At 64.4% G+C, this 23205-nt stretch carries 24 protein-coding genes and 1 pseudogene; 23 read left to right on the top strand and 2 right to left on the bottom strand.

The features are described 5' to 3' along the window. Positions 1-28 precede the first annotated feature (28 nt). From AC2D9V_RS00365 to AC2D9V_RS00260, 22 genes and pseudogenes are all read left to right on the top strand, one after another. Complete coding sequence (locus tag AC2D9V_RS00365) at positions 29-388, top strand: hypothetical protein (RefSeq protein ID WP_484712046.1); 360 nt, start codon at positions 29-31, stop codon at positions 386-388. A gap of 8 nt (positions 389-396) precedes the next feature. After that, positions 397-1227, top strand: a pseudogene (gene nuoE, locus AC2D9V_RS00360) (NADH-quinone oxidoreductase subunit NuoE); the annotation flags it as partial. 72 nt (positions 1228-1299) lie between these two features. Next, positions 1300-1980 (top strand): NADH-quinone oxidoreductase subunit E, encoded by a 681-nt coding sequence (locus AC2D9V_RS00355; RefSeq protein ID WP_484712045.1) that lies wholly within the window; start codon positions 1300-1302, stop codon positions 1978-1980. Positions 1981-1982: 2 nt separating this feature from the next. Further along, positions 1983-2210 carry a DUF5337 domain-containing protein gene (locus tag AC2D9V_RS00350; RefSeq protein WP_484712044.1) on the top strand — a complete coding sequence of 76 codons (228 nt, stop codon included), beginning with the start codon at positions 1983-1985 and terminating at the stop codon, positions 2208-2210. A gap of 10 nt (positions 2211-2220) precedes the next feature. After that, on the top strand, positions 2221-3516 hold the full coding sequence (gene nuoF / locus AC2D9V_RS00345) for an NADH-quinone oxidoreductase subunit NuoF (protein WP_484712043.1): 1296 nt from the start codon (positions 2221-2223) through the stop codon (positions 3514-3516). Between the two features lie 5 nt (positions 3517-3521). Continuing rightward, entirely contained in the window at positions 3522-3761 is a 240-nt protein-coding gene (locus AC2D9V_RS00340; protein ID WP_484712042.1) for a hypothetical protein, read from the top strand. A 107-nt stretch (positions 3762-3868) separates the two neighbouring features. Continuing rightward, positions 3869-4273, top strand: a complete 405-nt coding sequence (locus AC2D9V_RS00335; protein ID WP_484712041.1) for a DUF5333 domain-containing protein — start codon at positions 3869-3871, stop codon at positions 4271-4273. Beyond that, positions 4270-4773 carry a DUF3291 domain-containing protein gene (locus AC2D9V_RS00330; protein WP_484712040.1) on the top strand — a complete coding sequence of 168 codons (504 nt, stop codon included), beginning with the start codon at positions 4270-4272 and terminating at the stop codon, positions 4771-4773. Before AC2D9V_RS00335 ends, AC2D9V_RS00330 begins: the two co-directional genes overlap by 4 nt. Positions 4774-4777: 4 nt before the next feature. Next, complete coding sequence (locus tag AC2D9V_RS00325; protein ID WP_484712039.1) at positions 4778-4960, top strand: hypothetical protein; 183 nt, start codon at positions 4778-4780, stop codon at positions 4958-4960. Then, positions 4953-6974, top strand: coding sequence for an NADH-quinone oxidoreductase subunit NuoG (nuoG, locus tag AC2D9V_RS00320; RefSeq protein WP_484712038.1), 2022 nt, complete (start codon positions 4953-4955; stop codon positions 6972-6974). Before AC2D9V_RS00325 ends, nuoG begins: the two co-directional genes overlap by 8 nt. A 106-nt stretch (positions 6975-7080) precedes the next feature. Further along, a complete protein-coding gene (gene nuoH, locus AC2D9V_RS00315) occupies positions 7081-8118 on the top strand; it encodes an NADH-quinone oxidoreductase subunit NuoH (protein WP_484712037.1) in 1038 nt (345 codons plus the stop codon). 3 nt (positions 8119-8121) lie between these two features. Further along, on the top strand, positions 8122-8616 hold the full coding sequence (nuoI, locus tag AC2D9V_RS00310) for an NADH-quinone oxidoreductase subunit NuoI (protein ID WP_484712036.1): 495 nt from the start codon (positions 8122-8124) through the stop codon (positions 8614-8616). A 15-nt stretch (positions 8617-8631) separates the two neighbouring features. Then, positions 8632-9054 (top strand): carboxymuconolactone decarboxylase family protein, encoded by a 423-nt coding sequence (locus AC2D9V_RS00305; protein ID WP_484712035.1) that lies wholly within the window; start codon positions 8632-8634, stop codon positions 9052-9054. Beyond that, positions 9051-9665, top strand: a complete 615-nt coding sequence (locus AC2D9V_RS00300) for an NADH-quinone oxidoreductase subunit J (protein WP_484712034.1) — start codon at positions 9051-9053, stop codon at positions 9663-9665. The genes AC2D9V_RS00305 and AC2D9V_RS00300 overlap by 4 nt, the downstream gene beginning before the upstream one ends. Further along, complete coding sequence (locus tag AC2D9V_RS00295) at positions 9665-10306, top strand: hypothetical protein (RefSeq protein WP_484712033.1); 642 nt, start codon at positions 9665-9667, stop codon at positions 10304-10306. Before AC2D9V_RS00300 ends, AC2D9V_RS00295 begins: the two co-directional genes overlap by 1 nt. 59 nt (positions 10307-10365) lie before the next feature. After that, on the top strand, positions 10366-10671 hold the full coding sequence (nuoK, locus tag AC2D9V_RS00290; RefSeq protein ID WP_103258174.1) for an NADH-quinone oxidoreductase subunit NuoK: 306 nt from the start codon (positions 10366-10368) through the stop codon (positions 10669-10671). Between the two features lie 4 nt (positions 10672-10675). Continuing rightward, the gene (gene nuoL / locus AC2D9V_RS00285; RefSeq protein WP_484712032.1) at positions 10676-12979 is read left to right on the top strand and encodes an NADH-quinone oxidoreductase subunit L; all 2304 of its coding nucleotides are present in this window, start codon (positions 10676-10678) and stop codon (positions 12977-12979) included. 10 nt (positions 12980-12989) lie between these two features. Then, a complete protein-coding gene (locus AC2D9V_RS00280) occupies positions 12990-14543 on the top strand; it encodes an NADH-quinone oxidoreductase subunit M (RefSeq protein ID WP_484712031.1) in 1554 nt (517 codons plus the stop codon). After that, a complete protein-coding gene (nuoN, locus tag AC2D9V_RS00275; protein WP_484712030.1) occupies positions 14540-15976 on the top strand; it encodes an NADH-quinone oxidoreductase subunit NuoN in 1437 nt (478 codons plus the stop codon). Before AC2D9V_RS00280 ends, nuoN begins: the two co-directional genes overlap by 4 nt. Then, positions 15966-16715 carry a biotin--[acetyl-CoA-carboxylase] ligase gene (locus AC2D9V_RS00270; RefSeq protein WP_484712029.1) on the top strand — a complete coding sequence of 250 codons (750 nt, stop codon included), beginning with the start codon at positions 15966-15968 and terminating at the stop codon, positions 16713-16715. The genes nuoN and AC2D9V_RS00270 overlap by 11 nt, the downstream gene beginning before the upstream one ends. A 63-nt stretch (positions 16716-16778) precedes the next feature. Further along, complete coding sequence (locus AC2D9V_RS00265) at positions 16779-17552, top strand: type III pantothenate kinase (RefSeq protein WP_484712028.1); 774 nt, start codon at positions 16779-16781, stop codon at positions 17550-17552. Then, entirely contained in the window at positions 17549-19225 is a 1677-nt protein-coding gene (locus tag AC2D9V_RS00260; protein WP_484712027.1) for a ribonuclease J, read from the top strand. The genes AC2D9V_RS00265 and AC2D9V_RS00260 overlap by 4 nt, the downstream gene beginning before the upstream one ends. An 84-nt stretch (positions 19226-19309) precedes the next feature. On the opposite strand, the gene AC2D9V_RS00255 is transcribed toward AC2D9V_RS00260, so the two are convergent. Next, positions 19310-20902, bottom strand: coding sequence for a DEAD/DEAH box helicase (locus AC2D9V_RS00255; RefSeq protein ID WP_484712026.1), 1593 nt, complete (start codon positions 20900-20902; stop codon positions 19310-19312). A 217-nt stretch (positions 20903-21119) separates the two neighbouring features. Between AC2D9V_RS00255 and AC2D9V_RS00250 the strand changes: the two genes are divergently transcribed. Then, positions 21120-21566: a hypothetical protein gene (locus AC2D9V_RS00250; RefSeq protein WP_484712025.1), complete on the top strand. Its 447-nt coding sequence runs from the start codon at positions 21120-21122 to the stop codon at positions 21564-21566. Here the strand turns inward: AC2D9V_RS00250 and AC2D9V_RS00245 are convergent. Beyond that, positions 21538-23133, bottom strand: a complete 1596-nt coding sequence (locus AC2D9V_RS00245) for a peptide chain release factor 3 (RefSeq protein WP_484712024.1) — start codon at positions 23131-23133, stop codon at positions 21538-21540. The genes AC2D9V_RS00250 and AC2D9V_RS00245 overlap by 29 nt on opposite strands. Positions 23134-23205 lie beyond the last annotated feature (72 nt).

Raw genomic sequence — 23205 nt, 5'->3', positions numbered from 1 at the left:
GCGCGGTCGGGAACGCGGAGGCGGGGCGATGACGCTTGCCACGCTGGTCACGGTCTGTGCGCTGATCACCTTCGTGATCCTGAGCGGTCTGGCCTTTGCCTTCTGGTCCAATCCGGCGCGGGGACTTGTGCAGACAACCCACCGGATCGAGCTTTTGCCGCTGGTCATGGCGGATCGCTACACCGCCTTTGCAGCTCTGACGCTGGCCATCCTTGTGTTCGGCGACCTGCGGCTCATGGCTGCCTTCTTTGCCGTCTGCGCCTTCATGGGGTTTGCCGATGGCGTCATCTATGCCCGCGCCGGGCATCCACATATGAAACACACCTTGTCGGGTGTTCTGTCGGTCGTCGCGCTGGGCGTGACGCTGGCTGCCCTGATTGCCGGATAGGACCCACGATGCTGCGCCGCCTTCACCACGAACAGCCCGCCTCCTTCGCCTTCACCCCGGCGAACCTGGCCTGGGCCCGTGCCCAGATCACCAAGTATCCGGAAGGCCGGCAGGCATCCGCGATCATCCCGCTGCTGTGGCGCGCGCAGGAGCAGGAGGGGTGGCTCTCGAAACCCGCGATCGAACATGTCGCCGACATGCTGGGGATGGCGCATATCCGGGCGCTGGAGGTGGCGACCTTCTACTTCATGTTCCAGCTGCAGCCGGTAGGGTCCGTGGCCCATGTGCAGATCTGCGGCACGACCTCTTGCATGATCTGCGGCGCGGAAGAGCTGATCGCGGTCTGCAAGGAGCTGATTGCCAAGACGCCGCACACGCTGTCGGGGGACGGGAAGTTCTCGTGGGAAGAGGTCGAGTGCATGGGGGCCTGCGCCAATGCGCCGATGGCCCAGATCGGCAAGGATTATTATGAGGACCTGACCCCGGAAATCCTGCGCGACCTGATCAGCCGCTTCTCGATGGGTGACGTCGCGGTGCCGGGGCCGCAGAACGGGCGCTACGCGGCGGAACCGATCGGGGGGCTGACCAGCCTGAAAGAGTTCGAGAGCGGGCGGAAGCAGTATAACGCCAGCGCCCAGGCGGCGGTGGACCAGAAGGACACGATCCGCCGGATCGACGGGACCGAAGTGCCGCTGACGACGCCCTGGCTCGGCAAGGCGGCCGCGGCGGCGAAGCCGAAGGCCGTGAAACCGAAGGTGGCGGCGTCGGCAGAGACTGCGCCGCCAGCCAAGGCGAAGGCACCGAGGGCCAAGGCGGCCCCAAAGGCGAAGGCCGAACCGAAGGCGTAAGGGAAGGACGACGGAACGGAGAAGGTCCGCAAGGGGCCGGGACAAGAGGGATGGAGACGGGAAATGCGCAAGGCTGAAAACAGGAATGCCCCGAATCTCTGGGGCTGGGTGATCGGGGCGGCCGCCGGGCTGGTCGCCTTTGGCGTGCTGGTTGTTGTCGGCAAGTTCGATCTGTTCCCCGCAGCGGCATTGGCCTCTGTCGTGGCCGGTGGTGCGGGCCTTGTCCTCGGGATGCCTTGGGGCGCACGCACGACCGGCCCGGTGGCTCCGGCTGCGGTGAAATCCGCTCCTGTGACGATCCATGCCTCGGCCCCTGCAGCACCTGCGACCGTGGCCGAGACGGTTGCCCAGCCGGCCGCATTCATGTCCGCCCCGGCGCCGAAGCCGAAGGCCGCGCCGAAGCCGAAGGCAGATAAACCCGCAACTGCGAAGGCAGCGCCAAAGCCGAAGGCGGCCAAGCCTGCCGGCCCGGAGCGCCTGAAAGCGCCGCGTAAGGGCCAGGCCGACGACCTTAAGGAGATCGAAGGGATCGGCCCGGCGATGGAGAAGCTGGTGAACAGCCTTGGCTTCTATCACTTCGACCAGATCGCAAGCTGGTCGGATGCGGATGTCGCGGTCGTTGATGCCGAGATGAAGACCTTCAAGGGCCGCATCACTCGCGACAAGTGGGTGGCCCAGGCCAGGATCATCGTGAGCGAAGGGCTTGAGGCGTTCCGCGAACGTGCCAAGACCAACAACTATTAGGAATGACCATGCAGCGCCCCGATCCCAAGGACCAAAGGCGGGCGGCGCAGGCGCGCCTCGTCGCATTTGTCCTTGCCGGGACGATGATCCTGTGGATGGGGGCGCAGTGGCTGGGTGGAGAGATGGGCTGGGACACGCGGTACGTGTTCCTGTTCGACTTCGCTGCCATTGCCGCCTTCTTCTGGGCGCTGGTGGTGACGTATCAGATCTGGCGCGGACGCCAGGGTTAGGGACGACGACATGCTGAAGGATCAGGACCGCATCTTCACCAACCTTTACGGGATGCATGACCGCTCTCTGAAAGGCGCGATGAAGCGCGGGCATTGGAACGGCACCGCCGAGATCATCAAGCGCGGCCGCGACACGATCATCGAGCAGGTGAAAGCGTCCGGGCTGCGTGGCCGGGGCGGCGCAGGGTTCCCGACGGGCCTGAAGTGGTCCTTCATGCCCAAGCAGTCGGACGGGCGGCCGTCCTACCTTGTAGTGAACGCCGACGAATCCGAACCCGGCACCTGCAAGGACCGCGAGATCATGCGGCACGATCCGCATACGCTGATCGAGGGATGCCTGATCGCCAGCTTCGCGATGGGGGCCAACACCTGCTACATCTACATCCGCGGCGAATACATCCGCGAGCGCGAAGCGCTGCAGGCCGCGATCGACGAGGCCTATGACGCGGGGTTGCTTGGCAAGAATGCCGCGAAGTCGGGCTGGGACTTCGACCTTTACCTGCATCACGGGGCAGGGGCCTATATCTGCGGCGAGGAAACGGCACTTCTCGAAAGCCTTGAGGGCAAGAAGGGCATGCCCCGGATGAAGCCGCCGTTCCCGGCGGGGTCCGGCCTCTATGGCTGCCCGACCACGGTGAACAACGTGGAATCCATCGCTGTGGTCCCGACGATCCTCCGCCGCGGGGCGGACTGGTTTGCGTCCTTCGGGCGGCCGAACAACACCGGGACGAAGCTTTTCGGCATCTCGGGCCACGTCAACCAGCCCTGCGTCGTCGAAGAGGCGATGTCGATCCCGCTGAAGGACCTGCTGGAGCGGCATTGCGGCGGAGTGCGGGGCGGCTGGGACAACATCAAGGCGGTGATCCCGGGGGGGTCCTCGGTTCCGCTTCTGACCAAGGCGCAATGCGACGATGCGATCATGGATTTCGATTGGCTGCGCGAGCAGCGGTCGGGTCTTGGCACGGCGGCGGTGATCGTGATGGACCAGTCGACCGACATCATCAAGGCGATCTGGCGGCTGTCGAAGTTCTACAAGCACGAATCCTGCGGCCAGTGCACGCCCTGCCGCGAGGGCACGGGCTGGATGATGCGGGTGATGGACCGGCTGGTCCGGGGCGATGCGGAGGTCGAGGAGATCGACATGCTTCTGTCGGTCACGAAGCAGGTCGAAGGTCACACGATCTGCGCCCTGGGCGATGCGGCAGCCTGGCCGATCCAGGGCCTGATCCGTGCGTTCCGGGACGAGATCGAGGACCGGATCAAGGCCAAGCGCACGGGCCGCGTCTCGGCGGTCGCGGCGGAGTGATGCGGATGGCGCTGGCCCTGTCCCTGACGCTTGCCCAAGGCGCCTGCGTGGCAACGGCCCCCGCCGTTTCGCCCTCGCAGGAGACCGTGCGCGTCTCGAACAACGGCCAGCCCTTCCAGATGTGGGAGGGGGCGGCGGCCCGGAAGGCGGCGGATGCGGCCTGCGGCGGCAAGGTCCGGTCGTCGATCTATGACCGCTATGACCGCGCAACGGGGGAATGGGTCTATCCGGGGGGCTGTGCATGACCCGGGCGGCTGTTTCTCATCGCGAACGGATGAGCCGAGGCGCTTGTCATGGCATATCAGCCGGCATCGGCCCTACCTCTCAGGCAAGAGCAGCCAAGGAGGCCATGATGCGCCCGTTCAAGACCCTGACCCTTGTCACCCTTCTGTCGGCGACCCCCGCCGTTGCGCTGGTGCCGATCAGTGAGGAGCCGACGATCATCAACACCCTGTTGCAGGGGTTCATCGGCGATGCGATCGACGACAATTGCGACACGATCGAGGCCCGGAAGCTGCGGGCGCTGAGTGAGCTGAACAAGCTGCGCGACTATGCCTTGGCGCAGGGCTACACCGCCGAGGAAATCCGCGCGCTGGTCACCTCGAAGGAGGAAAAGGCCAAAGGCAAGGCGCTGGCCGCAGAATGGCTGAAGGAACGCGGGGCCGAGCCCGGCAACCCCGAAGCCTATTGCCGGATCGGCGAAGAGGAAATCGCCAAGGAAAGCCTGATCGGTTATCTTCTGAGGTCCACCAAATGATCCAGCCCGCCGGACATCATCTGGCCGAGTTGAACGTGGGGCGCCTTCTGGCCCCCACGGACGACCCGCGCGTGGCCGAATTCATGGGCGCACTTGACCGGGTGAACGGTCTTGGCAAGCGGATGCCGGGGTTCGTCTGGATGATGGAAGGCTCGGGCGCGCCGGGGACCGGAAACACCGAGGCGAAGATTGACGGCGACCCGCAGTATGTCTCGAACCTGACGGTCTGGGAAAGCGTCGAGACGCTGGAGGCCTTCGTCTGGAACACGGTGCACCGCGCCTTCTACGAGCGGCGGCAGGAGTGGTTCCAGGTGCTCGGCCAGATGCTTTTCGTCATGTGGTGGGTGCCTGCGGGTCACCGGCCCACGCTGGACGAGGCGCTGGCGCGGCTCGATCACCTTCGGGCGCATGGCGACAGTGACCATGCCTTCGGGTGGAAATGGCTGAAGGAGGCGCAGCTGTGGAAAGCCCATCGCTGCACCCAAGTAGCGGCGGAGTAGGGCCATGTGTTACGGTAACCTCGACCCCAAGCTCCAGATGCGCGAGATCGACGCGCGTGTGAAACACCTGTCATTCGAACAGGATAGGACGAAACAGGCAGCCCCCGGCACGCGCCAGGCGGGGCTTTTCGCCCGGCTGCGTGACGCGCTTCTCGGGCTGCTGCGGAAGGACCGGGCCCATGTCTAACCTCAAGAAGATCAGCATCGACGGCATCGAAGTCGAGGTCGATGGCGCGATGACCATCATCCAAGCGGCCGAGGTCGCCGGGATCGAGATTCCGCGCTTCTGCTATCACGAACGCCTGTCGATCGCCGGGAACTGCCGGATGTGCCTCGTTGAGGTCGTGGGCGGGCCGCCGAAACCCGCGGCCTCTTGCGCGATGCAGGTGCGCGATTTGCGGCCCGGGCCGAACGGCGAGGCGCCGGTGGTGAAGACGAAGTCGCCGATGGTCAAGAAGGCGCGGGAAGGGGTGATGGAGTTCCTGCTCATCAACCACCCGCTCGACTGCCCGATCTGCGACCAGGGCGGCGAATGCGACCTGCAGGACCAGGCGATGGCCTATGGCGTCGATTTCAGCCGCTACCGCGAGCCGAAGCGGGCGTCGGAGGACCTGAACCTTGGGCCGCTGGTGGCGACGACGATGACGCGCTGCATCAGCTGCACCCGCTGCGTGCGCTTCACGACCGAGGTCGCGGGGATCACCCAGATGGGCCAGACGGGCCGGGGTGAGGATGCCGAGATCACCAGCTACCTCAACATGACGCTGGATTCGAACCTGCAGGGCAACATCATCGACCTTTGCCCGGTCGGGGCGCTGACCTCGAAGCCCTATTCCTTCACCGCCCGGCCCTGGGAGCTGACCAAGACCGAGACGGTCGATGTGATGGACGCCCTTGGCAGCAATATCCGCGTCGACACCAAGGGGCGCGAGGTGATGCGCATCCTGCCGCGCAACCATGACGGCGTGAACGAGGAGTGGATCAGCGACAAGACCCGCTTTGTCTGGGATGGCTTGCGCCGGCAGCGGCTGGACGTGCCCTATGTGCGCGAGAACGGCAAGCTGCGAAAGGCAAGCTGGGGCGAGGCTCTGGCGGCTGCGGCTGCGGCTATGAAGGGGAAGAAGGTCGCGGCACTGGTCGGCGATCTGGCCCCGGTCGAGGCGGTCTTCAGCCTGAAACAGCTCGTCGAAGGCGCGGGCGGGCATATCGAATGCCGGACGGATGGCGCGAAGCTGCCTGCCGGCAACCGGTCGGCCTATGTCGGCACGGCGACGATCGAGGATATCGACAGCGCCAAGATGATCCAGCTGATCGGCACCAATCCGCGCGTCGAGGCCCCGGTCCTGAACGCGCGCATCCGCAAGGCCTGGAGCCTTGGGGCGACGGTCGGGCTGGTGGGCGAAGCCGTTGATCTGACATATGATTACGTCCATGTCGGCACCGATCGCGCGGCGCTGGAGAAGCTGTCGGGCCAGGCGATCAGCGAGGAGACCAAGGCCAAGCCTACGCTGGTGATCGTCGGTCAGGGGGCCATCAACGAGGCGGATGGCGAGGCGGTGCTGGCCCATGCGATGAAGCTGGCCGAGAACTCGAACTCGAAGCTTCTGATCCTGCACACGGCGGCCTCGCGCGTCGGCGCGATGGATGTGGGCGCGGTGACCGAGGGCGGGCTTGCTGCGGCCACCGAGGGGGCCGAGGTGATCTACAACCTTGGTGCCGATGAGGTCGAGATCGCGCCGGGTCCATTCGTGATCTACCAGGGGAGCCATGGTGACCGGGGCGCAAACCGCGCAGACGTGATCCTGCCGGGTGCCGCCTGGACCGAGGAGAACGGCCTCTTCGTCAACACAGAAGGGCGGCCCCAACTCGCGCTCCGCGCCGGTTTCGCGCCGGGCGAAGCGAAGGAGAACTGGGCGATCCTGCGGGCGCTTTCGGCCGAGCTGGGTGCGACCCTGCCTTGGGACAGCCTTGCCGGCTTGCGGAGCGCGCTTGTGAAGGCGCATCCGCATCTGGGCCGGATTGACGACGTCGCGGAGAATGCGTGGGTTGCGCTGCCGGTCAGGGCGATGGGCAAGGCCACTTTCCGAAACGCGATCAAGGACTTCTACCTGACGAACCCGATCGCCCGCGCCTCGCAGGTGATGGCAGAGCTTTCGGCTATGGCCAAGGCGCGGGCTTCGGCCCCGCTAGCGGCAGAATGACCCGTCGTTTGGGCGGGATGCGCCGCGTTCGGGGCTTGCGCGGCCCGGGCGGAGGTGCCAGAGGAACGGCGGCCGGGAAACCGGCGGAAGGACAAGAGGGACGGCGATGACGGAGTTTCTTTCCACGGGGTTCGGAACGCTGGTGCTGATCGCGGCACAGGCGCTTCTGATCGTGGCCTTCGTGATGATCAGCCTGCTGTTCCTCGTCTACGGCGACCGGAAGATCTGGGCTGCGGTGCAGATGCGGCGGGGGCCGAACGTGGTGGGCCCCTTCGGCCTGCTCCAATCGGTGGCCGACGCGTTGAAGTATGTCGTCAAGGAAATCGTGATCCCGGCGGGCGTCGACCGTCCGGTGTTCTTCCTGGCGCCGATGCTGTCCTTCGTGCTGGCGATCCTCGCCTGGGCGGTGATCCCCTTCGATGACGGCTGGGTCCTGGCCAATATCAATGTGGCGATCCTCTTCGTCTTCGCCGTCTCCTCGTTGGAGGTCTATGGCGTGATCATGGGCGGCTGGGCCTCGAACTCGAAATACGCGTTTCTTGGGTCCTTGCGGTCGGCGGCGCAGATGATCTCTTACGAGGTGTCGCTGGGCCTGATCATCATAGGTGTCATCATCTCCACCGGGGCGATGAACTTTGGCGCGATCGTCGCCGCGCAGGACGGGGACTGGGGCCTGTTCAACTGGTACTGGCTGCCGCACCTGCCAATGGTGGTGCTGTTCTTCATCTCTGCCCTGGCCGAGACGAACCGCCCGCCCTTCGACCTGCCGGAAGCGGAATCGGAACTCGTCGCCGGGTTCATGGTGGAATACTCCTCCACCCCCTACCTTCTGTTCATGGCGGGCGAATACATCGCCATCTTCCTGATGTGCGCGCTGATCAGCCTTCTTTTCTTCGGCGGCTGGCTGTCGCCCATCCCCGGCCTGCCCGACGGCTGGTGGTGGATGGTCGCCAAGATGTGGCTCTTCTTCTTCATGTTCGCCATGGTGAAGGCCATCGTCCCCCGCTACCGCTATGACCAGCTGATGCGGATCGGCTGGAAGGTGTTCCTGCCCCTGTCACTGGGCTGGGTCGTGCTGGTGGCGTTCCTGGCGAAATTCGAGGTGCTTGGCGGCTTCTGGGCTCGCTGGGCGGTTGGAGGCTGACGGATGAGCAACATCGACTGGAACCGCGCGACCCGCTACTTCCTCCTGATGGACTTCATCAAGGGTTTCGGCCTGGGGATGAAGTACTTCTTCGCGCCGAAGACGACCGTGAACTACCCGCATGAGAAGGGGCCGCTTTCCCCCCGTTTCCGCGGTGAACATGCGCTGCGCCGCTATCCGAACGGCGAGGAGCGCTGCATCGCCTGCAAGCTCTGTGAAGCCGTCTGCCCGGCGCAGGCGATCACCATCGACGCCGAACCGCGCGAGGACGGCAGCCGCCGCACCACGCGCTATGACATCGACATGACGAAGTGCATCTACTGCGGCTTCTGCCAGGAGGCCTGCCCGGTCGATGCCATTGTCGAAGGCCCGAACTTCGAATTCTCGACCGAGACCCGCGAAGAACTGTTCTACACCAAGGAAAAACTCCTTCAGAACGGCGAGCGCTGGGAGGCCGAGATCGCCCGGAACCTTGAAATCGACGCGCCCTACCGCTGAGCCCCCATAGCGCCCATGACCGACGACCTCGCCAAGATGTTTGCCGCCTGGATGGAGCAGGGCCAGAAAATGGCCCAGGCCTTCATGCCGGGCATGGAAAGCTTCGACGCGAAGGCGATGGAAAAGTTCTTTCCGACCATGCCGAAAGAGCTTCTGGAGATGTGGTTCGGCAAGACCTTCAACCCCGAAGGCCTGGATGCGCGGACGCGGTTCCTTGTCACAATCGCGGCGCTGACCGTGCTGGGACCGGTCGGGGAGCCGCAGTTGCGGCTGACGATCAAGAACGCGTTGTCCGCCGGGGCCACGAAACGGGAAATCGCCGAAGTGATCTGGCAGATGTCGATGTTCGGCGGGTTGCCCGCCACGCAGAAGGCGCTTGAGCAGGCTCAGGCGGTCTTCGCCGAAGTCGCCGAAAAGTCTGAGGAGAAGGACGCATGACTGCCGCCGAATTTGCCTTTTACATGTTCGCCGTCGTGACGGTATCGGCGGGCCTGATGGTCACGATCAGCCGCAACCCGGTGCATTCGGTGTTGTGGCTGATCCTCGCGTTCCTCTCCACCTCGGGCCTTTTCGTGCTTCTGGGGGCCGAGTTCGTGGCGATGCTTCTGGTCATCGTCTATGTCGGCGCGGTGGCGGTGCTGTTCCTGTTCGTCGTGATGATGCTGGACATCGACTTTGCCAGCCTGAAGGGCGAGCTTGCGCGCTACATGCCTCTGGGCCTCCTGATCGGCCTTGTCCTCGTCATGCAGATCGCCATCGGTGTCGGCGTCTGGTCGGCGGCACCCGAGGCCGAAGGTCTGCGGCAGGCCGTGACGCCCTCGCCAAGCGAGGTCGAGAACACCCGGGCCCTGGGGCTGATCCTTTACGACCGCTACTTCCTTCTGTTCCAGTTGGCGGGCCTGATCCTTCTGGTCGCGATGATCGGCGCGATCCTTCTGACGCTGCGGCACCGCAAGGACGTCAAGCGGCAGAACGTGCTGCAACAGATGTGGCGCGACCCGGCCAAGGCGATGGAGCTGAAGGACGTCAAGCCGGGGCAGGGGTTGTGATGACGCGGCTTCGTCTGACGACGGTCTTGCTGTTTGTGTCCCTCCCTGGCTCAGCCTTGGCCTGCTCTGAAGTTTTTTCTGTGCTCGAGCCAAACCCGCGCCAAAGCGCTGGCGACTGTAGCTTCTCGGCGTTCGGGGTGACCGGTCAATGGAGCGGACGACCCGTCATGGACTTTGGCAATGGAAGAACAGGGCAATTGATCGTGTCGAGCATGAGCTGCCCCTATCAGGAGAAACTCCATTTCGTCGATTGCACTACGGGGGAGTCAGTAAGCGTCGACGGTGTCTATGAACAGGCAATCCAGCAGGCGGTCGATGATGGTGACTATCTGATGCTAGGAGGTGACCTCCTGATCAAGTACATTCAGCCGCCCTTCGGCGCGGTTGGGATTTCAAGTCAGTCCACTGCGGAAAGTGTAACCGCGGCGGCAAAAGCTGCTGGTTACAAATGGTCATCTGATATTCTAAGTGACCTAAGAAGCGACAATGTAAGCAGGATGGAGTGGCTCGAGATGGGTGGTGTTTACCCTGAGATGGAGCCACATCGTCGCTACGCAAAATCCCGCAAGGCTCGTCGGGAGTTTGACGCAATGTGTGGTTGCAAAATCTTCTATCCAGACAGTCCGGGCGCGCAGAATTAAGTCAACAGCGCAAGGCAGAACGGAACGAAAAGGCCATACGGCCACGAGGGAACGAGACGATGGTGGGACTTGAACATTACCTGACGGTGGCGGCAGCGCTTTTCGTCATCGGGATCTTCGGGATCTTCCTCAACCGGAAGAACGTGATCGTGATCCTGATGTCGATCGAGCTGATGCTTCTCGCCGTCAACATCAACCTCGTCGCCTTCTCCAGCTTCTCGGGCGATCTGGTGGGGCAGGTCTTCACCATGTTCGTCCTGACCGTCGCGGCGGCTGAGGCCGCGATTGGCCTTGCCATCCTCGTCGTGTTCTTCCGCAACCGCGGCACGATCGAGGTGGAAGACGTGAACGTGATGAAAGGCTGACCAGATGGAAACGATCATCCTCTTTGCCCCTCTGGTCGGGGCGATCATCTGCGGCTTCGGCTGGCGGCTGATCGGCGAGAAGGCCGGGCAGGTCATCACGACCTCGCTCATCTTCTTGGCCGCTGCGCTGAGCTGGTACATCTTCCTGACCTTTGACGGCGAAACCCAGCGCATCGTTATCCTGCGCTGGATCGAAAGCGGCACGTTGGGAAGCGAATGGGCGATCCGGCTGGACCGACTGACCGCGATCATGCTGGTCGTGGTTAACTCGGTCTCGGCGCTCGTCCACCTCTACAGCTTCGGCTACATGGCGCATGACGACAACTGGCACGAGGGCGAGCATTACAAGGCGCGCTTCTTTGCGTACCTGTCGTTCTTCACCTTCGCCATGCTGATGCTGGTGACCGCGGACAACCTGATCCAGATGTTCTTCGGCTGGGAAGGGGTGGGCGTCGCATCCTACCTGCTGATCGGGTTCTACTATCGCAAGGCCAGCGCCAATGCCGCCGCGATCAAGGCCTTCGTGGTCAACCGGGTGGGCGATTTCGGCTTTGCGCTGGGTATCTTCGCGCTCTTCTACCTCACCGACTCTGTCCGCTTCGATGATGTCTTCGCCGCCGCGCCGGCGCTGGCCGAGACGAACCTGACCTTCCTCTGGACCGAGTGGAATGCGGCAAACCTGGTCGGTGTGCTTCTTTTCATCGGCGCGATGGGGAAATCGGCGCAGCTGATCCTGCACACCTGGCTGCCGGATGCGATGGAAGGCCCCACGCCGGTGTCCGCGCTGATCCACGCGGCGACGATGGTGACGGCGGGCGTGTTCCTCGTCTGCCGGATGTCGCCGGTCTATGAATACGCGCCCGATGCCTCGTCGCTGATCGTGGTGATCGGGGCGTTGTCGGCCTTTGTCGCGGCGACCATCGGCCTCGTGCAGAACGACATCAAGCGAGTGATCGCCTATTCGACCATGTCGCAGCTGGGCTACATGTTCGTGGCCGCGGGTGTCGGCGTCTATTCGGTGGCGATGTTCCACCTCTTCACCCATGCCTTCTTCAAGGCGATGCTGTTCCTTGGCGCGGGCTCGGTGATCCACGCGACGCACCATGAGCAGGACATGCGGAACTACGGCGGCCTGCGGAAAAAGATCCCCTACACCTTCGCCGCAATGCTGATCGGGACGCTGGCGATCACCGGGGTCGGCATTCCTCTGACGCATTACGGGTTCGCGGGTTTCCTGTCGAAGGACGCCGTCATCGAAAGCGCCTATGTCGGGTCGGACTTTGCCTTCTGGCTGCTCGTGGTCGCTGCCTGCTTCACCAGTTTCTATTCCTGGCGGCTGATGTTCATGACCTTCTATGGCGAGAGCCGGGCACACGGGCACGACGCGCACGGTCACGGCCACGATGCGCAGGGGCATGGTCATGATGACCACGGTCACGGCCACCACGAGCCGCACGAAAGCCCGATGGTCATGCTGATCCCGCTGGGCGTCCTTGCACTCGGCGCGATCTTTTCGGGGATGCTCTGGTACAAGGTCTTCTTTGGTGAGGACACGGCGGTCCGCGACTGGTTCGGGATGGAACAGATCGCCCATGCCGAGGGGCATGGCGACGAACACGCTGCTACCGAGGACCATGCGACTGAGGCCGCACCGGCCGAAGGCACGGCCGGCGCGACCGAAGGCGAGGCCGCCCCGGCCGGGGGCGAGGCTGCCGCGACCGCAGCCCATGGTGACACCGGCACAGAGGTCGCTGGCCATGCGGCAATAACCGCGAATGCACCGCCGCAGGGGGCGCTGGTGATGCTGCCCTTCACTCCCGAGGAACAGGCCGCAGTCGAGACGCGCCTTGATGCCGCCAAGGTGAAAAAGGCCGAGCACGCGCCGAACACGATGATCAACGCGGCCCACCTGGTGCCGTCCTGGGTCAAGGTTTCGCCCTTCATCGCGATGCTGATCGGTTTCGCGATGGCCTGGCTCTTCTACATCAAGGACCCGAGCCTGCCGCGCCGCCTCGCCCAGCAGCAGCGCCCGCTGTACCTGTTCCTTCTGAACAAGTGGTACTTCGACGAGCTTTACGACTGGATTTTCGTCCGCCCCGCCAAATGGCTGGGGGGCTTCCTCTGGAAGAAGGGTGACGGGGCGGTGATCGACGGCTCGCTTAACGGTGTGGCGATGGGGATCATCCCCTTCTTCACCCGCCTCGCCGGGCGCGCACAGTCCGGCTACCTCTTTCATTACGCCTTCGCGATGGTCCTTGGGATCGTGATCCTGGTGACCTGGATGACGATCTTCGGCGGCGCGAAGTAAGGGCGCATCCATGGAAAACCAGCTTCTCTCGATCATCACCTTCCTGCCGCTGGTCGCGGCGGTGATCCTGGCGCTCTTCATGCGCGGCGACGATGCGGCGGCGCGGCAGGGGGCCAAGTGGCTTGCGCTCTTCACCACCAGCGCGACGTTCCTGATCTCGCTGTTCATCCTCTTCCGCTTTGACCCTTCCGACACCGGGTTCCAGTTCGTCGAAGAGCGGGAATGGATCCTCGGCCTGACCTACAAGATGGGCGTGGACGGGATCTCGATCCTGTTCGTGATGCTGACGACCTTCCTGATGCCGATCACGATCTGGTCGTGCTGGAACGTCGAGCATCGGGTGAAGGAATACATGATCGCCTTCCTGGTGCTCGAGACGCTTATGCTGGGCGTCTTCATGGCGCTGGACCTTGTCCTCTTCTACCTCTTCTTCGAGGCGGGCCTGATCCCGATGTTCCTGATCATCGGCATCTGGGGCGGCAAGGACCGGATCTACGCTGCGTTCAAGTTCTTCCTCTACACCTTCCTCGGGTCGGTCCTGATGCTGGTCGCGATGATCGCGATGTATCTGGACGCAGGCACCACCGACATCGTCCAGCTTCTGCAGCACGACTTCGGGCATGAGACTTTCAGCCTTCTCGGCTTCCAGGTCGTGGGCGGGTTGCAGACGATGCTGTTCCTCGCCTTCTTCGCCAGCTTCGCGGTGAAGATGCCGATGTGGCCGGTGCATACCTGGCTGCCCGATGCCCACGTCCAGGCCCCGACCGCGGGGTCCGTGGTGCTGGCCGCGATCCTGCTGAAAATGGGGGGATACGGCTTCTTGCGCTTCTCGCTGCCGATGTTCCCGGTGGGGTCGGACGTGATGGCGCCGCTGGTCCTGTGGATGTCGGCCATCGCCATCGTCTATACCTCGCTGGTCGCCTTGGCGCAGACCGACATGAAGAAGCTGATCGCCTATTCGTCCGTCGCCCACATGGGCTACGTGACCATGGGCATCTTCGCCGCCAACCAGCAGGGCGTCGATGGCGCGATCTTCCAGATGATCAGCCACGGCTTCATCTCCGGCGCGCTCTTCCTTTGCGTCGGCGTCATATACGACAGGATGCACACGCGCGAGATTGATGCCTATGGCGGCCTCGTGAACCGGATGCCGGCCTATGCGCTGGTGTTCATGTTCTTCACCATGGCAAACGTCGGCCTGCCGGGGACCAGCGGGTTCATCGGTGAGTTCCTGACGCTGATGGGCATCTTCCAGGTCAACACCTGGGTTGCCGCCGTGGCCACCACCGGGGTGATCCTGTCGGCCGCCTATGCGCTTTGGCTTTACCGCCGGGTCGTCTTCGGCGACCTGATCAAGGAGGCGCTGAAGTCGATCACCGACATGGACCGCCGCGAGAAGGCGATCTTCGCCCCCCTTATCGCCATGACCCTGATCCTGGGCGTCTACCCGAGCCTTGTGACCGACATCATCGGGCCCTCTGTCACCGCCCTTGTCACCGACTACCAGGCCGCTCTGCCCGCTGACCCGGCGGAACTGGCCCTGAACGAAGGACATTCGGAATGACCTCCGCCGATTTCCAGACACTGCTGCCCGAGATCGTCCTTTCGGGATATGCAATGGCCGCGCTGATGGTCGGGGTCTACACGACCAAGGACAGGCTTGCCCCCACGCTGGTCTGGGCGACAGCGGGGCTGTTCGTTGCGCTGGCGCTCTACATCGGCGGCACGGGCGAGGGCGCGCGGACCGTGTTCAACGGCCTTTTCACCGACGATCCCTTCGCGCGGTTTGCCAAGGTAACCATCCTCATCTCCGCAGCTGCCGTCCTGGTGATGAGCCAGGACTATATGGCCCGCCGCGACCTCCTGCGCTTTGAATACCCGATCCTCGTGACGCTGGCCGTGGTCGGCATGATGGTCATGGTCTCCTCGGCCGACCTCATCACGCTTTACATGGGGCTGGAGCTGCAGTCGCTGTCCCTCTACGTCGTGGCCTCGCTTCGCCGCGACAGCGCGAAGTCTTCGGAGGCGGGTCTGAAGTACTTCACCCTCGGCGCGCTGTCCTCGGGGCTTCTTCTTTACGGGGCCTCGCTGGTCTACGGCTACGCCGGAACCACCCAGTTCGCGGGCATCCTCTCCACGGTGCAGGACGGCGTGCCCCTGGGCCTTCTCTTCGGCCTTGTCTTCATGCTCGCGGGCCTTGCCTTCAAGGTCTCGGCGGTGCCCTTCCACATGTGGACGCCCGACGTCTACGAAGGCTCGCCCACGCCCGTGACCGCCTTCTTCGCCACCGCGCCAAAGGTTGCCGCCATGGCCCTGATCGCGCGGCTGGTGCAGGACGCCTTCGGTGGTGTGCCGGGCCAGTGGGGCCAGGTGCTGGCGGGCCTGGCTGTCGCCTCGATGTTCCTTGGGGCCACCGCCGCGATCGGCCAGCGCGACATCAAGCGGCTGATGGCCTATTCCTCGATCGCCCACATGGGCTATGCCCTGATCGGCCTTGCCGTCGGCACCGCCTACGGGGTGCAGGCGACGCTGATCTACATGGCGATCTACGTCACCATGAACATCGGCACCTTCGCCTTCATCCTGTCGATGGAGCGGGACGGGCGGCCGGTGTCGGACATCGCCGGCCTGAACCAGTTCGCCAAGAAGGAACCCCTGAAGGCGCTGGCCATGCTGGTCCTTCTGTTCTCGCTGGCCGGTGTCCCGCCGATGGTCGGCTTCTTCGGCAAGTTCTACGTGCTGAAGGCGGCGGTTGATGCGGGTATGGTCTGGCTGGCGGTGGCCGGTGCCATCGCATCGGTCATCGGGGCCTTCTACTACCTGCGCATCGTCTACTTCATGTATTTCGGTGCCGAACAGGACCCGGTCGAAAGCCGCATGGCCCCGGTGCAATGGGCGATGCTCGTCGGCGTGGCGGCGATCATGGTCATCGGGATCGTGAACCTCTTCGGGATCGAGGCCCCCGCGGCACTGGCCGCCGAAGCGCTTGTCCGCTGACGGCAAGAGGGCAGGGCGCATCGTCCTGCCCGAAATCGACAGCACCAATGCCGAGGGCTTCCGGCGCGCGCCTGCGCTTTCCGGCCCCACCTGGATCATCGCCGGGCTCCAGACCGCAGGGCGCGGCCGCCGGTCCCGGCCGTGGAACAGCCCGCGCGGCAACTTCCATGGCACGCTGGTCCTGAAGCCGCATGAGCCGCCCGAGACTGTCGCGCTGCGGTCCTTCGCCGCCGCCCTGGCCCTTCGCGATGCACTCGTCACGCTGACCGGCCTTCCAGCAAGCTTCACCCTGAAATGGCCGAACGACGTCCTTTGCAACGGCGGCAAGCTTGCCGGGATCCTTCTGGAATCCCAGGGCCTCGCCGGACCGGATCCGGTCCTCTGCATCGGGATCGGGGTGAACCTGATCGCCGCCCCAGACGCCACAGAGGTTGAGCCTGGCGCCACTCCGCCCGTCTCGCTGCTTCAGGAAACCGGCCTTCGGATCACGCCCGAAGGATTTCTTGACGCCCTCGCGCCTGCCTATACCACCTGGGAGACCACCTTCACCACCCAAGGCTTCGGCCCCTTGCGCGAAGCCTGGCTGGCCCATGCCGCTCGCATCGGCGAAAGGGTCCGCGCCCGGACCGGAGAGACGACGCGCGAGGGCCTCTTCGAGACGATCGACGAAGGTGGCAACCTGATCCTCAGGACACCCCAGGGCACACTTGCCATCCCCGCCGCCGAGGTGTTCTTTTGACCTGTCCCGGCCAAAAATTTTCGTCGAAAATTTTTGGCCCCCGCGCATCACTGGGGGCCTGAGATGCTTCTCGCCATCGACTGCGGCAATACCAACACCGTCTTCTCGATCTGTGACGGCACCCGCTTCATCGCCACTTGGCGCATCGCGACCGACCACAAACGCACGGCGGACGAATACTTCGTCTGGCTCTCTTCGCTCATGACCATGCGCAAGGTCGAGGTGACGGTGACCGAGGCGATCATCTCTTCCACCGTCCCGCGCGTCGTCTTCAACCTGCGGGTCCTCTGCGACCGCTATTTCGGCTGCCGCCCGCTGGTCGTCGGCAAGCCCGACTGCAAGCTGCCAGTCCCGCCGCGTGTCGACCAGGGCACCACGGTCGGCCCCGATCGCCTCGTGAACACCGTCGCCGGCCATGACCGCCACGGTGGCAACCTGATCGTCGTCGATTTCGGCACCGCCACCACCTTCGACGTGGTGGACCATGACGGTGCCTATGTCGGCGGGGTGATCGCGCCGGGCGTGAACCTTTCCCTCGAGGCGCTGCACATGGCCGCCGCCGCCCTGCCGCATATCGACGTGGCGAAACCCGCGAAGGCGATCGGCACGAATACCGTAGCCTGCATGCAGTCGGGCGTGTACTGGGGCTATATCGGGCTGATCGAAGGCATCGTGCGCGAAGTCCGGCGCGAACGCGACCAGCCTATGAAAGTCATCGCGACGGGGGGCCTTGCCTCCCTGTTCGCGCAGGGAACCGAGCTATTTCATAGCATCGAGGACGATCTGACCATGCACGGCCTCGTCCTCATCAACGCCTACAACAAGGACCATCCATGACCGCGAACCGCCTGATCTACCTTCCGCTCGGCGGTGCCGGTGAAATCGGCATGAACTCTTATGTCTTCGGCTACGGCCCGGCGGGGAAGGAGCGGCTGATCCTTGTCGACCTCGGCGTCGCCTTCCCGGACATGGACACCTCGCCCGGGGTCGACCTGATCCTGCCGGATGTCAGCTGGCTGCATGACAAGCTTGACCGGCTAGAGGCGATCTTCATCACCCATGCGCATGAAGACCATATCGGGGCCTTGGCACCGCTTTGGCCGCAACTCCAGAAGAAGGTCTACTGCCGCCGCTTCACCGCGACGATCGGGAAGCTCAAGTTCGACGAGGCAGGCCTTCCGAAGGACCAGATCGTCACGGTGGAGCCGCGTCCGGCAGCGGTCGAGGTCGGACCGTTCAAGGTCCAGTTCGTCCCGGTCTCGCATTCGATCCCCGAAAGCTCGGCCCTGGTGATCGACACGCCGGCGGGGCGCATCTTCCATTCCGCCGACTTCAAGATCGACCACAACCCGGTGGTGGGCGAGGCCTGGGATGACGCGCGCATCGCCGATATCGTCGCCGAGCGGCCCGTGAAGGTGATGACCTGCGATTCCACCAACGTCTTCTCGACGCATCAGGGACGGTCCGAAAGCAGCCTTGGCCCTGCTTTGACCGACCTTATCCGGGGCGCGAGCGGGATGGTCGTTGCCACCACCTTCGGCTCGAACGTCGCCCGGCTGAAGACCCTTGCTGAGGCCGCGCGCGGCGCCGACCGCACGATCTGTGTTCTCGGCCGGTCGATGAAACGGATGCTCACGGCCGCCGAAGAGGCCGAGGTCCTGTCCGGCTTTCCGAAAACCGTCACGCCGGAAGAGGCGCTGGAGGTGCCGCGCCGGAACCTGATGCTCCTCGTCACCGGCAGCCAGGGCGAACGGCGCGCGGCGGCGGCACAGCTGAGCCGCGGCAAGTACCTCGGGATCGAATTGAAAGAGGGCGATACCTTCCTCTTCTCCTCGAAGACCATTCCGGGCAACGAGCGTGACGTCCTGCGGGTCTGGAACGCCTTTTCGGAAAAGGGTGTGCAGGTCATCGACGACCAGGGCGGCAAGTACCATGTCTCGGGCCACGCAAACCGCCCGGACCTGGAACATGTCCACCGGCTGATCCTGCCGGACATGCTGGTGCCGATGCATGGCGAACACCGTCACCTGACCGAACATGTCCGCATCGCGACCGAAGCCGGGATCGCGGCCGCCGTGGCGCCGAACGGGACGATGCTGGACCTTACGGGCGACGTTCCCGAGGTCGCGGAATATGTCGAGACGGGGCGACTTTACCTAGACGGGACGGCGCTGATCGGTGCCCTCGACGGGGTGGTGCGGGACCGCATCCGGATGGCGCTGAACGGCCATGTGCTGGTGACCGTGATCCTCGACGAATCCGACACACCGATGGGCGAACCCTGGGTCGAGCTTATGGGCCTGCCGCCCACCGGTCGTGGCGGGCGCCCCCTGGGCGAGACGATGGAGGCCGACCTTGCCGAGTTCGCCGACCGCGCCGGCCGCAAGCTTCTGAAGGATGACACCAAGCTTGAGGAAGAAGTCCGCAAGCTCGTGCGCCAGGTTGCGATGGAAGAGATCGGCAAGAAGCCCGAGGTCACCGTGGTCGTCAGCCGTCTCGTGGCCGAATAGCCCCTGCGACCCGCTCGTCGTCGACTTCGTCACTCCTCGCCGGCGCAAGGCCGACGAGAAGACGAAGGCGCACGAGGAGGCGGGTCAGCCTTCGGTACCGGTTGCGGCTTCCTCGACCTCTTCGGTCGGGGCCTGGGTCAGGGCGAAGCTGCGCAGGATGAAATCCGGCACATGGTCGCCCATGCCAACGACGGCGGGGCCAAGGTCGCGGTCACGGCGATGGTCGCGGCGGTCATCTCGGGGATCACGACGTTCCCCGCGGGACTCCGTCCTTTGCTCGGGGCGGGGTTCGCGGCGGTCGCGGCGGTCCCCCCGACGCTCTTCGCGGCGCTCTTCGCGCATCGGCTCGACCGTCTCGGCGACTGGCTCAACCACGGACGCTACGACGATCGGCTCCATCGGGGCCACTTCGTCATGCGCCTTCACCGGACGTTCCCGGTCACGGCCCCGCCCGCCACGGTCGCGGTCACGGCCCTTGCGCTCTTCGCGCGGACGCTCCGGACGGCCATCATCCTCGCTGGGCGCGAAGCCTTCCGGCAGGGCACCACGCGGAATCTCGGCCTTGATCAGGCTTTCGATCGCCTTGAGATACTTGTCGTCCGAAGGCACCGCGATAGTGAAGGCCTTGCCCAGCCGCCCCGCCCGCCCGGTGCGGCCGATGCGGTGGACGTAGTCTTCGGGGTGCGAGGGCACGTCGAAGTTGAAGACATGGCTCACCGCCGGGATATCAAGGCCGCGCGCCGCCACATCCGAGGCGACCAGAAGGTGCAGCGTCCCGTCGCGGAAGGCGTCCAGCGTCTTCATCCGTTCGGACTGCGCAAGGTCGCCATGGATCGGCGCCGCATTGAACCCGTGCGATTTCAGCGACTTCGCCACCACATCCACATCCATCTTGCGGTTGCAGAAGATGATTGCGTTGGTGCAGGCCTCGCCTTCCGCCTTGATCAGCGCGCGCAGAACGGCGCGCTTGTCGCCGAAGCTGCGGTCCTTCCGCGCCGGCTTCACCTCGATCAGACTTTGCGTGATCGTGGTCGAGGTCGTCGCCTGCCGGGCCACTTCGATCTTTGCGGGGTTCGTGAGGAACGTGTTGGTGATCCGCTCGATCTCGGGCGCCATGGTGGCGCTGTAGAACATCGTCTGGCGGGTGAAGGGCGTCAGCTGGAAGATCCGCTCGATGTCCGGGATGAAGCCCATGTCGAGCATCCGGTCAGCCTCATCGACCACCATGATCTGCACACCGGTGAGGAGGAGTTTGCCACGCTCGAAATGGTCCAGAAGCCGGCCGGGGGTAGCGATCAGCACGTCGACACCACGGTCGATCAGCTTGTCCTGTTCGCCGAAGGCCACGCCCCCGATGAGAAGCGCCTTCGTCAGCTTCGTGTGCTTGGCATAGACATCGAAGTTCTCGGCCACCTGGGCGGCAAGCTCGCGAGTCGGCGCCAGCACGAGGGAGCGCGGCATCCGGGCGCGGGCACGGCCCTGGCCCAGAAGCGTGATCATCGGCAGCGTGAAGCTTGCCGTCTTGCCGGTGCCGGTCTGGGCGATACCCAGGACGTCGCGGCCTTTCAGCGCTTCGGGGATGGCCTGGGCCTGGATCGGGGTCGGGGTTTCGTAGCCGGCTTCGGTGACGGCTTGCAGCACGCGCGGGTCCAGCGCGAGGTCGGAAAATTTGGTCATAAGCGTCCTATGGATGCGGTATCGGACCGCATGAATGATGGGACGCAAGTTTCCGGGCGCCCCGGCGTCTCGGCCCGTTTGGCCGCGCGTCGCGCATAACAGAAAAAGGGTCCGTGGGTCAAGGCGGGGCAAGAAAACCTTGCCGGATGGCCCGATCAGGCGCATGCTGCCCCTCATTTGAACGACCCATTTTTCAGGATGACTCATTATGCAACGAATGCTTGCAGGCGTTGGCCTGCTTACGCTCCTGGCCGGCAGCGCCCATTCCGACACCTGTACCCGGGCACCATGCCCTCATATCGTCCAGATCGCTGCGCTGGCTGAAGACAAGTCCTATGGCCTTCTGCTCCGCGCGCCCGAGGAAGGGTGCCGCCGGGTGCGCTACCGGATCGAGACGACGGGGGAGGTCCTTCTGGGACAGAGCCCGGCCCTTGCCGCGGGTGAAGTGGCGGTGGTGCGGATCGGCAGGGGGTTTCACCCCGGGACGTCTGACATTGTCGTCACCTCGGAAGGGTGCACGAAGGCGCCCGGCCTGATGCGTCTGGTCACCTTGCACAAGGCCTCGCCGGACCACGGCTGGCGCGCCGCGCCGATACTGGCCCCCGAACCCCCGACGCTTCACGCATCGGTGGACCTCAGACCATCATCTCCTTGGTCGCCGTAAGGCGGACGCCCGGATAGTCGCGGACCACGCGGTCGATGTCCCATTGCAGGCGGGTAAGGAACACAAGGTCCCCGTCGCTGTCATGGGCGATGTGGCCCTTGTTGACGTTGACCAGCTTTTCGATCTCGGCCTTGTCGCCGGAAATCCAGCGGGCGCTGGTGAAGTTCGACCCTTCGAAGCGGACGGGCAGGGCATATTCCTGCTCGATCCGGCTGGCCAGCACATCGAACTGCAGGGCACCGACGACGCCGACGATATAGCCCGAGCCGATCATCGGCTTGAACACCTTGGCGGCCCCTTCCTCGGCGAACTGCATCAGCGCCTTTTCCAGGTGCTTGGCCTTCATCGGGTCCATTGCCCGGATCGACTGGAGGAGTTCCGGCGCAAAGCTCGGGATGCCGGTAAAGCGCAGCGTCTCACCTTCCGTCAGCGCGTCGCCGATGCGCAGTTGCCCATGGTTCGGGATGCCGATGATGTCGCCAGCCCAGGCTTCCTCGGCAAGCTCGCGGTCGGCGGCAAGAAAGAGGACCGGGTTGGTGATCGACATCGGCTTTTTCGAACGCACATGGTGCAGCTTCATGCCACGTTCGAAATGGCCCGAGGCGAGGCGGACAAAGGCCACCCTGTCACGGTGCTTGGGGTCCATGTTGGCCTGGACCTTGAAGACAAAGCCGGTGACCGCCGGCTCCGAGGGATCGATCTGCCGTTCGGCAGCCTTCTGCGGTTCCGGCTCTGGCCCGTATTCGCCGATGCCGTCCATCAGTTCCTTCACCCCGAACGAATTGATGGCCGACCCGAACCAGATCGGTGTCATCGAGCCGTTCAGGAACGCCGCGCGATCAAAGGCGGGCAGCAGCTCCCGCGCCATTTCCAACTCTTCGTGGAACTTCGTAAGCAACTCCGCCGGGATATGCTCGGCCAGCTTGGGGTCGTCGACGCCGTCGATCTTGATCGATTCCGCCACCTTGTTGCGGTCGGCGCGGTCCATGATCTCCAGCCGGTCATGCAGCAGGTCATAGGCCCCGATGAACTCGCGCCCCATGCCGATGGGCCAGCTTGCCGGCGTCACGTCGATCGCCAGGTTTTCCTGGATCTCGTCAATGATGGCAAAGGTGTCGCGGCTTTCCCGGTCCATCTTGTTGCAGAAGGTCAGGATCGGCAGGTCGCGCAACCGGCAGACCTCGAAGAGCTTCCGCGTCTGGGACTCCACGCCCTTCGCCCCGTCGATCACCATGATCGCGGCGTCGACGGCGGTCAGCGTGCGGTAGGTGTCTTCGGAAAAGTCGCTGTGGCCGGGGGTGTCGACCAGGTTGAAGCGGTAGGTCCGGTAGTCGAAGGACATGGCCGAGGCCGAGACGGAAATCCCCCGCTCCTGCTCCAGCTTCATGAAGTCCGACCGCGTCCGCCGCGCATCGCCCTTGGCGCGGACCTGGCCCGCCATCTGGATCGCGCCGCCGAACAGCAGGAACTTTTCGGTCAGCGTGGTTTTCCCGGCGTCCGGGTGCGAGATGATCGCAAAGGTCCGGCGACGGGCGATTTCTGGCGGAAGGGGCGCACGATTTGTCATGGGGCGTCTATAGGGTGGCCGCGCGCGCACCGCAACAGAAGCGGGCTTGCACGACTCGTTTCGGTGGCGCAG

Source organism: Tabrizicola sp. T46 (genome assembly GCF_057219895.1).
Note: the sequence above shows the minus strand (reverse complement) of the source record. Positions and strands in the feature narration are given on the sequence as shown.

What these genes read in the sequence shown, in the direction of transcription:
- AC2D9V_RS00365 (WP_484712046.1), top strand. Translation starts at nt 29, where the DNA reads ATGACGCTTGCCACGCTGGTCACGGTCTGTGCGCTGATCACCTTCGTG.
- AC2D9V_RS00355 (WP_484712045.1), top strand. Translation starts at nt 1,300, where the DNA reads ATGCGCAAGGCTGAAAACAGGAATGCCCCGAATCTCTGGGGCTGGGTG.
- AC2D9V_RS00350 (WP_484712044.1), top strand. Translation starts at nt 1,983, where the DNA reads ATGACCATGCAGCGCCCCGATCCCAAGGACCAAAGGCGGGCGGCGCAG.
- nuoF (WP_484712043.1), top strand. Translation starts at nt 2,221, where the DNA reads ATGCTGAAGGATCAGGACCGCATCTTCACCAACCTTTACGGGATGCAT.
- AC2D9V_RS00340 (WP_484712042.1), top strand. Translation starts at nt 3,522, where the DNA reads ATGGCGCTGGCCCTGTCCCTGACGCTTGCCCAAGGCGCCTGCGTGGCA.
- AC2D9V_RS00335 (WP_484712041.1), top strand. Translation starts at nt 3,869, where the DNA reads ATGCGCCCGTTCAAGACCCTGACCCTTGTCACCCTTCTGTCGGCGACC.
- AC2D9V_RS00330 (WP_484712040.1), top strand. Translation starts at nt 4,270, where the DNA reads ATGATCCAGCCCGCCGGACATCATCTGGCCGAGTTGAACGTGGGGCGC.
- AC2D9V_RS00325 (WP_484712039.1), top strand. Translation starts at nt 4,778, where the DNA reads ATGTGTTACGGTAACCTCGACCCCAAGCTCCAGATGCGCGAGATCGAC.
- nuoG (WP_484712038.1), top strand. Translation starts at nt 4,953, where the DNA reads ATGTCTAACCTCAAGAAGATCAGCATCGACGGCATCGAAGTCGAGGTC.
- nuoH (WP_484712037.1), top strand. Translation starts at nt 7,081, where the DNA reads ATGACGGAGTTTCTTTCCACGGGGTTCGGAACGCTGGTGCTGATCGCG.
- nuoI (WP_484712036.1), top strand. Translation starts at nt 8,122, where the DNA reads ATGAGCAACATCGACTGGAACCGCGCGACCCGCTACTTCCTCCTGATG.
- AC2D9V_RS00305 (WP_484712035.1), top strand. Translation starts at nt 8,632, where the DNA reads ATGACCGACGACCTCGCCAAGATGTTTGCCGCCTGGATGGAGCAGGGC.
- AC2D9V_RS00300 (WP_484712034.1), top strand. Translation starts at nt 9,051, where the DNA reads ATGACTGCCGCCGAATTTGCCTTTTACATGTTCGCCGTCGTGACGGTA.
- AC2D9V_RS00295 (WP_484712033.1), top strand. Translation starts at nt 9,665, where the DNA reads ATGACGCGGCTTCGTCTGACGACGGTCTTGCTGTTTGTGTCCCTCCCT.
- nuoK (WP_103258174.1), top strand. Translation starts at nt 10,366, where the DNA reads ATGGTGGGACTTGAACATTACCTGACGGTGGCGGCAGCGCTTTTCGTC.
- nuoL (WP_484712032.1), top strand. Translation starts at nt 10,676, where the DNA reads ATGGAAACGATCATCCTCTTTGCCCCTCTGGTCGGGGCGATCATCTGC.
- AC2D9V_RS00280 (WP_484712031.1), top strand. Translation starts at nt 12,990, where the DNA reads ATGGAAAACCAGCTTCTCTCGATCATCACCTTCCTGCCGCTGGTCGCG.
- nuoN (WP_484712030.1), top strand. Translation starts at nt 14,540, where the DNA reads ATGACCTCCGCCGATTTCCAGACACTGCTGCCCGAGATCGTCCTTTCG.
- AC2D9V_RS00265 (WP_484712028.1), top strand. Translation starts at nt 16,779, where the DNA reads ATGCTTCTCGCCATCGACTGCGGCAATACCAACACCGTCTTCTCGATC.
- AC2D9V_RS00260 (WP_484712027.1), top strand. Translation starts at nt 17,549, where the DNA reads ATGACCGCGAACCGCCTGATCTACCTTCCGCTCGGCGGTGCCGGTGAA.
- AC2D9V_RS00255 (WP_484712026.1), bottom strand. Translation starts at nt 20,902, where the DNA reads ATGACCAAATTTTCCGACCTCGCGCTGGACCCGCGCGTGCTGCAAGCC.
- AC2D9V_RS00250 (WP_484712025.1), top strand. Translation starts at nt 21,120, where the DNA reads ATGCTTGCAGGCGTTGGCCTGCTTACGCTCCTGGCCGGCAGCGCCCAT.
- AC2D9V_RS00245 (WP_484712024.1), bottom strand. Translation starts at nt 23,133, where the DNA reads ATGACAAATCGTGCGCCCCTTCCGCCAGAAATCGCCCGTCGCCGGACC.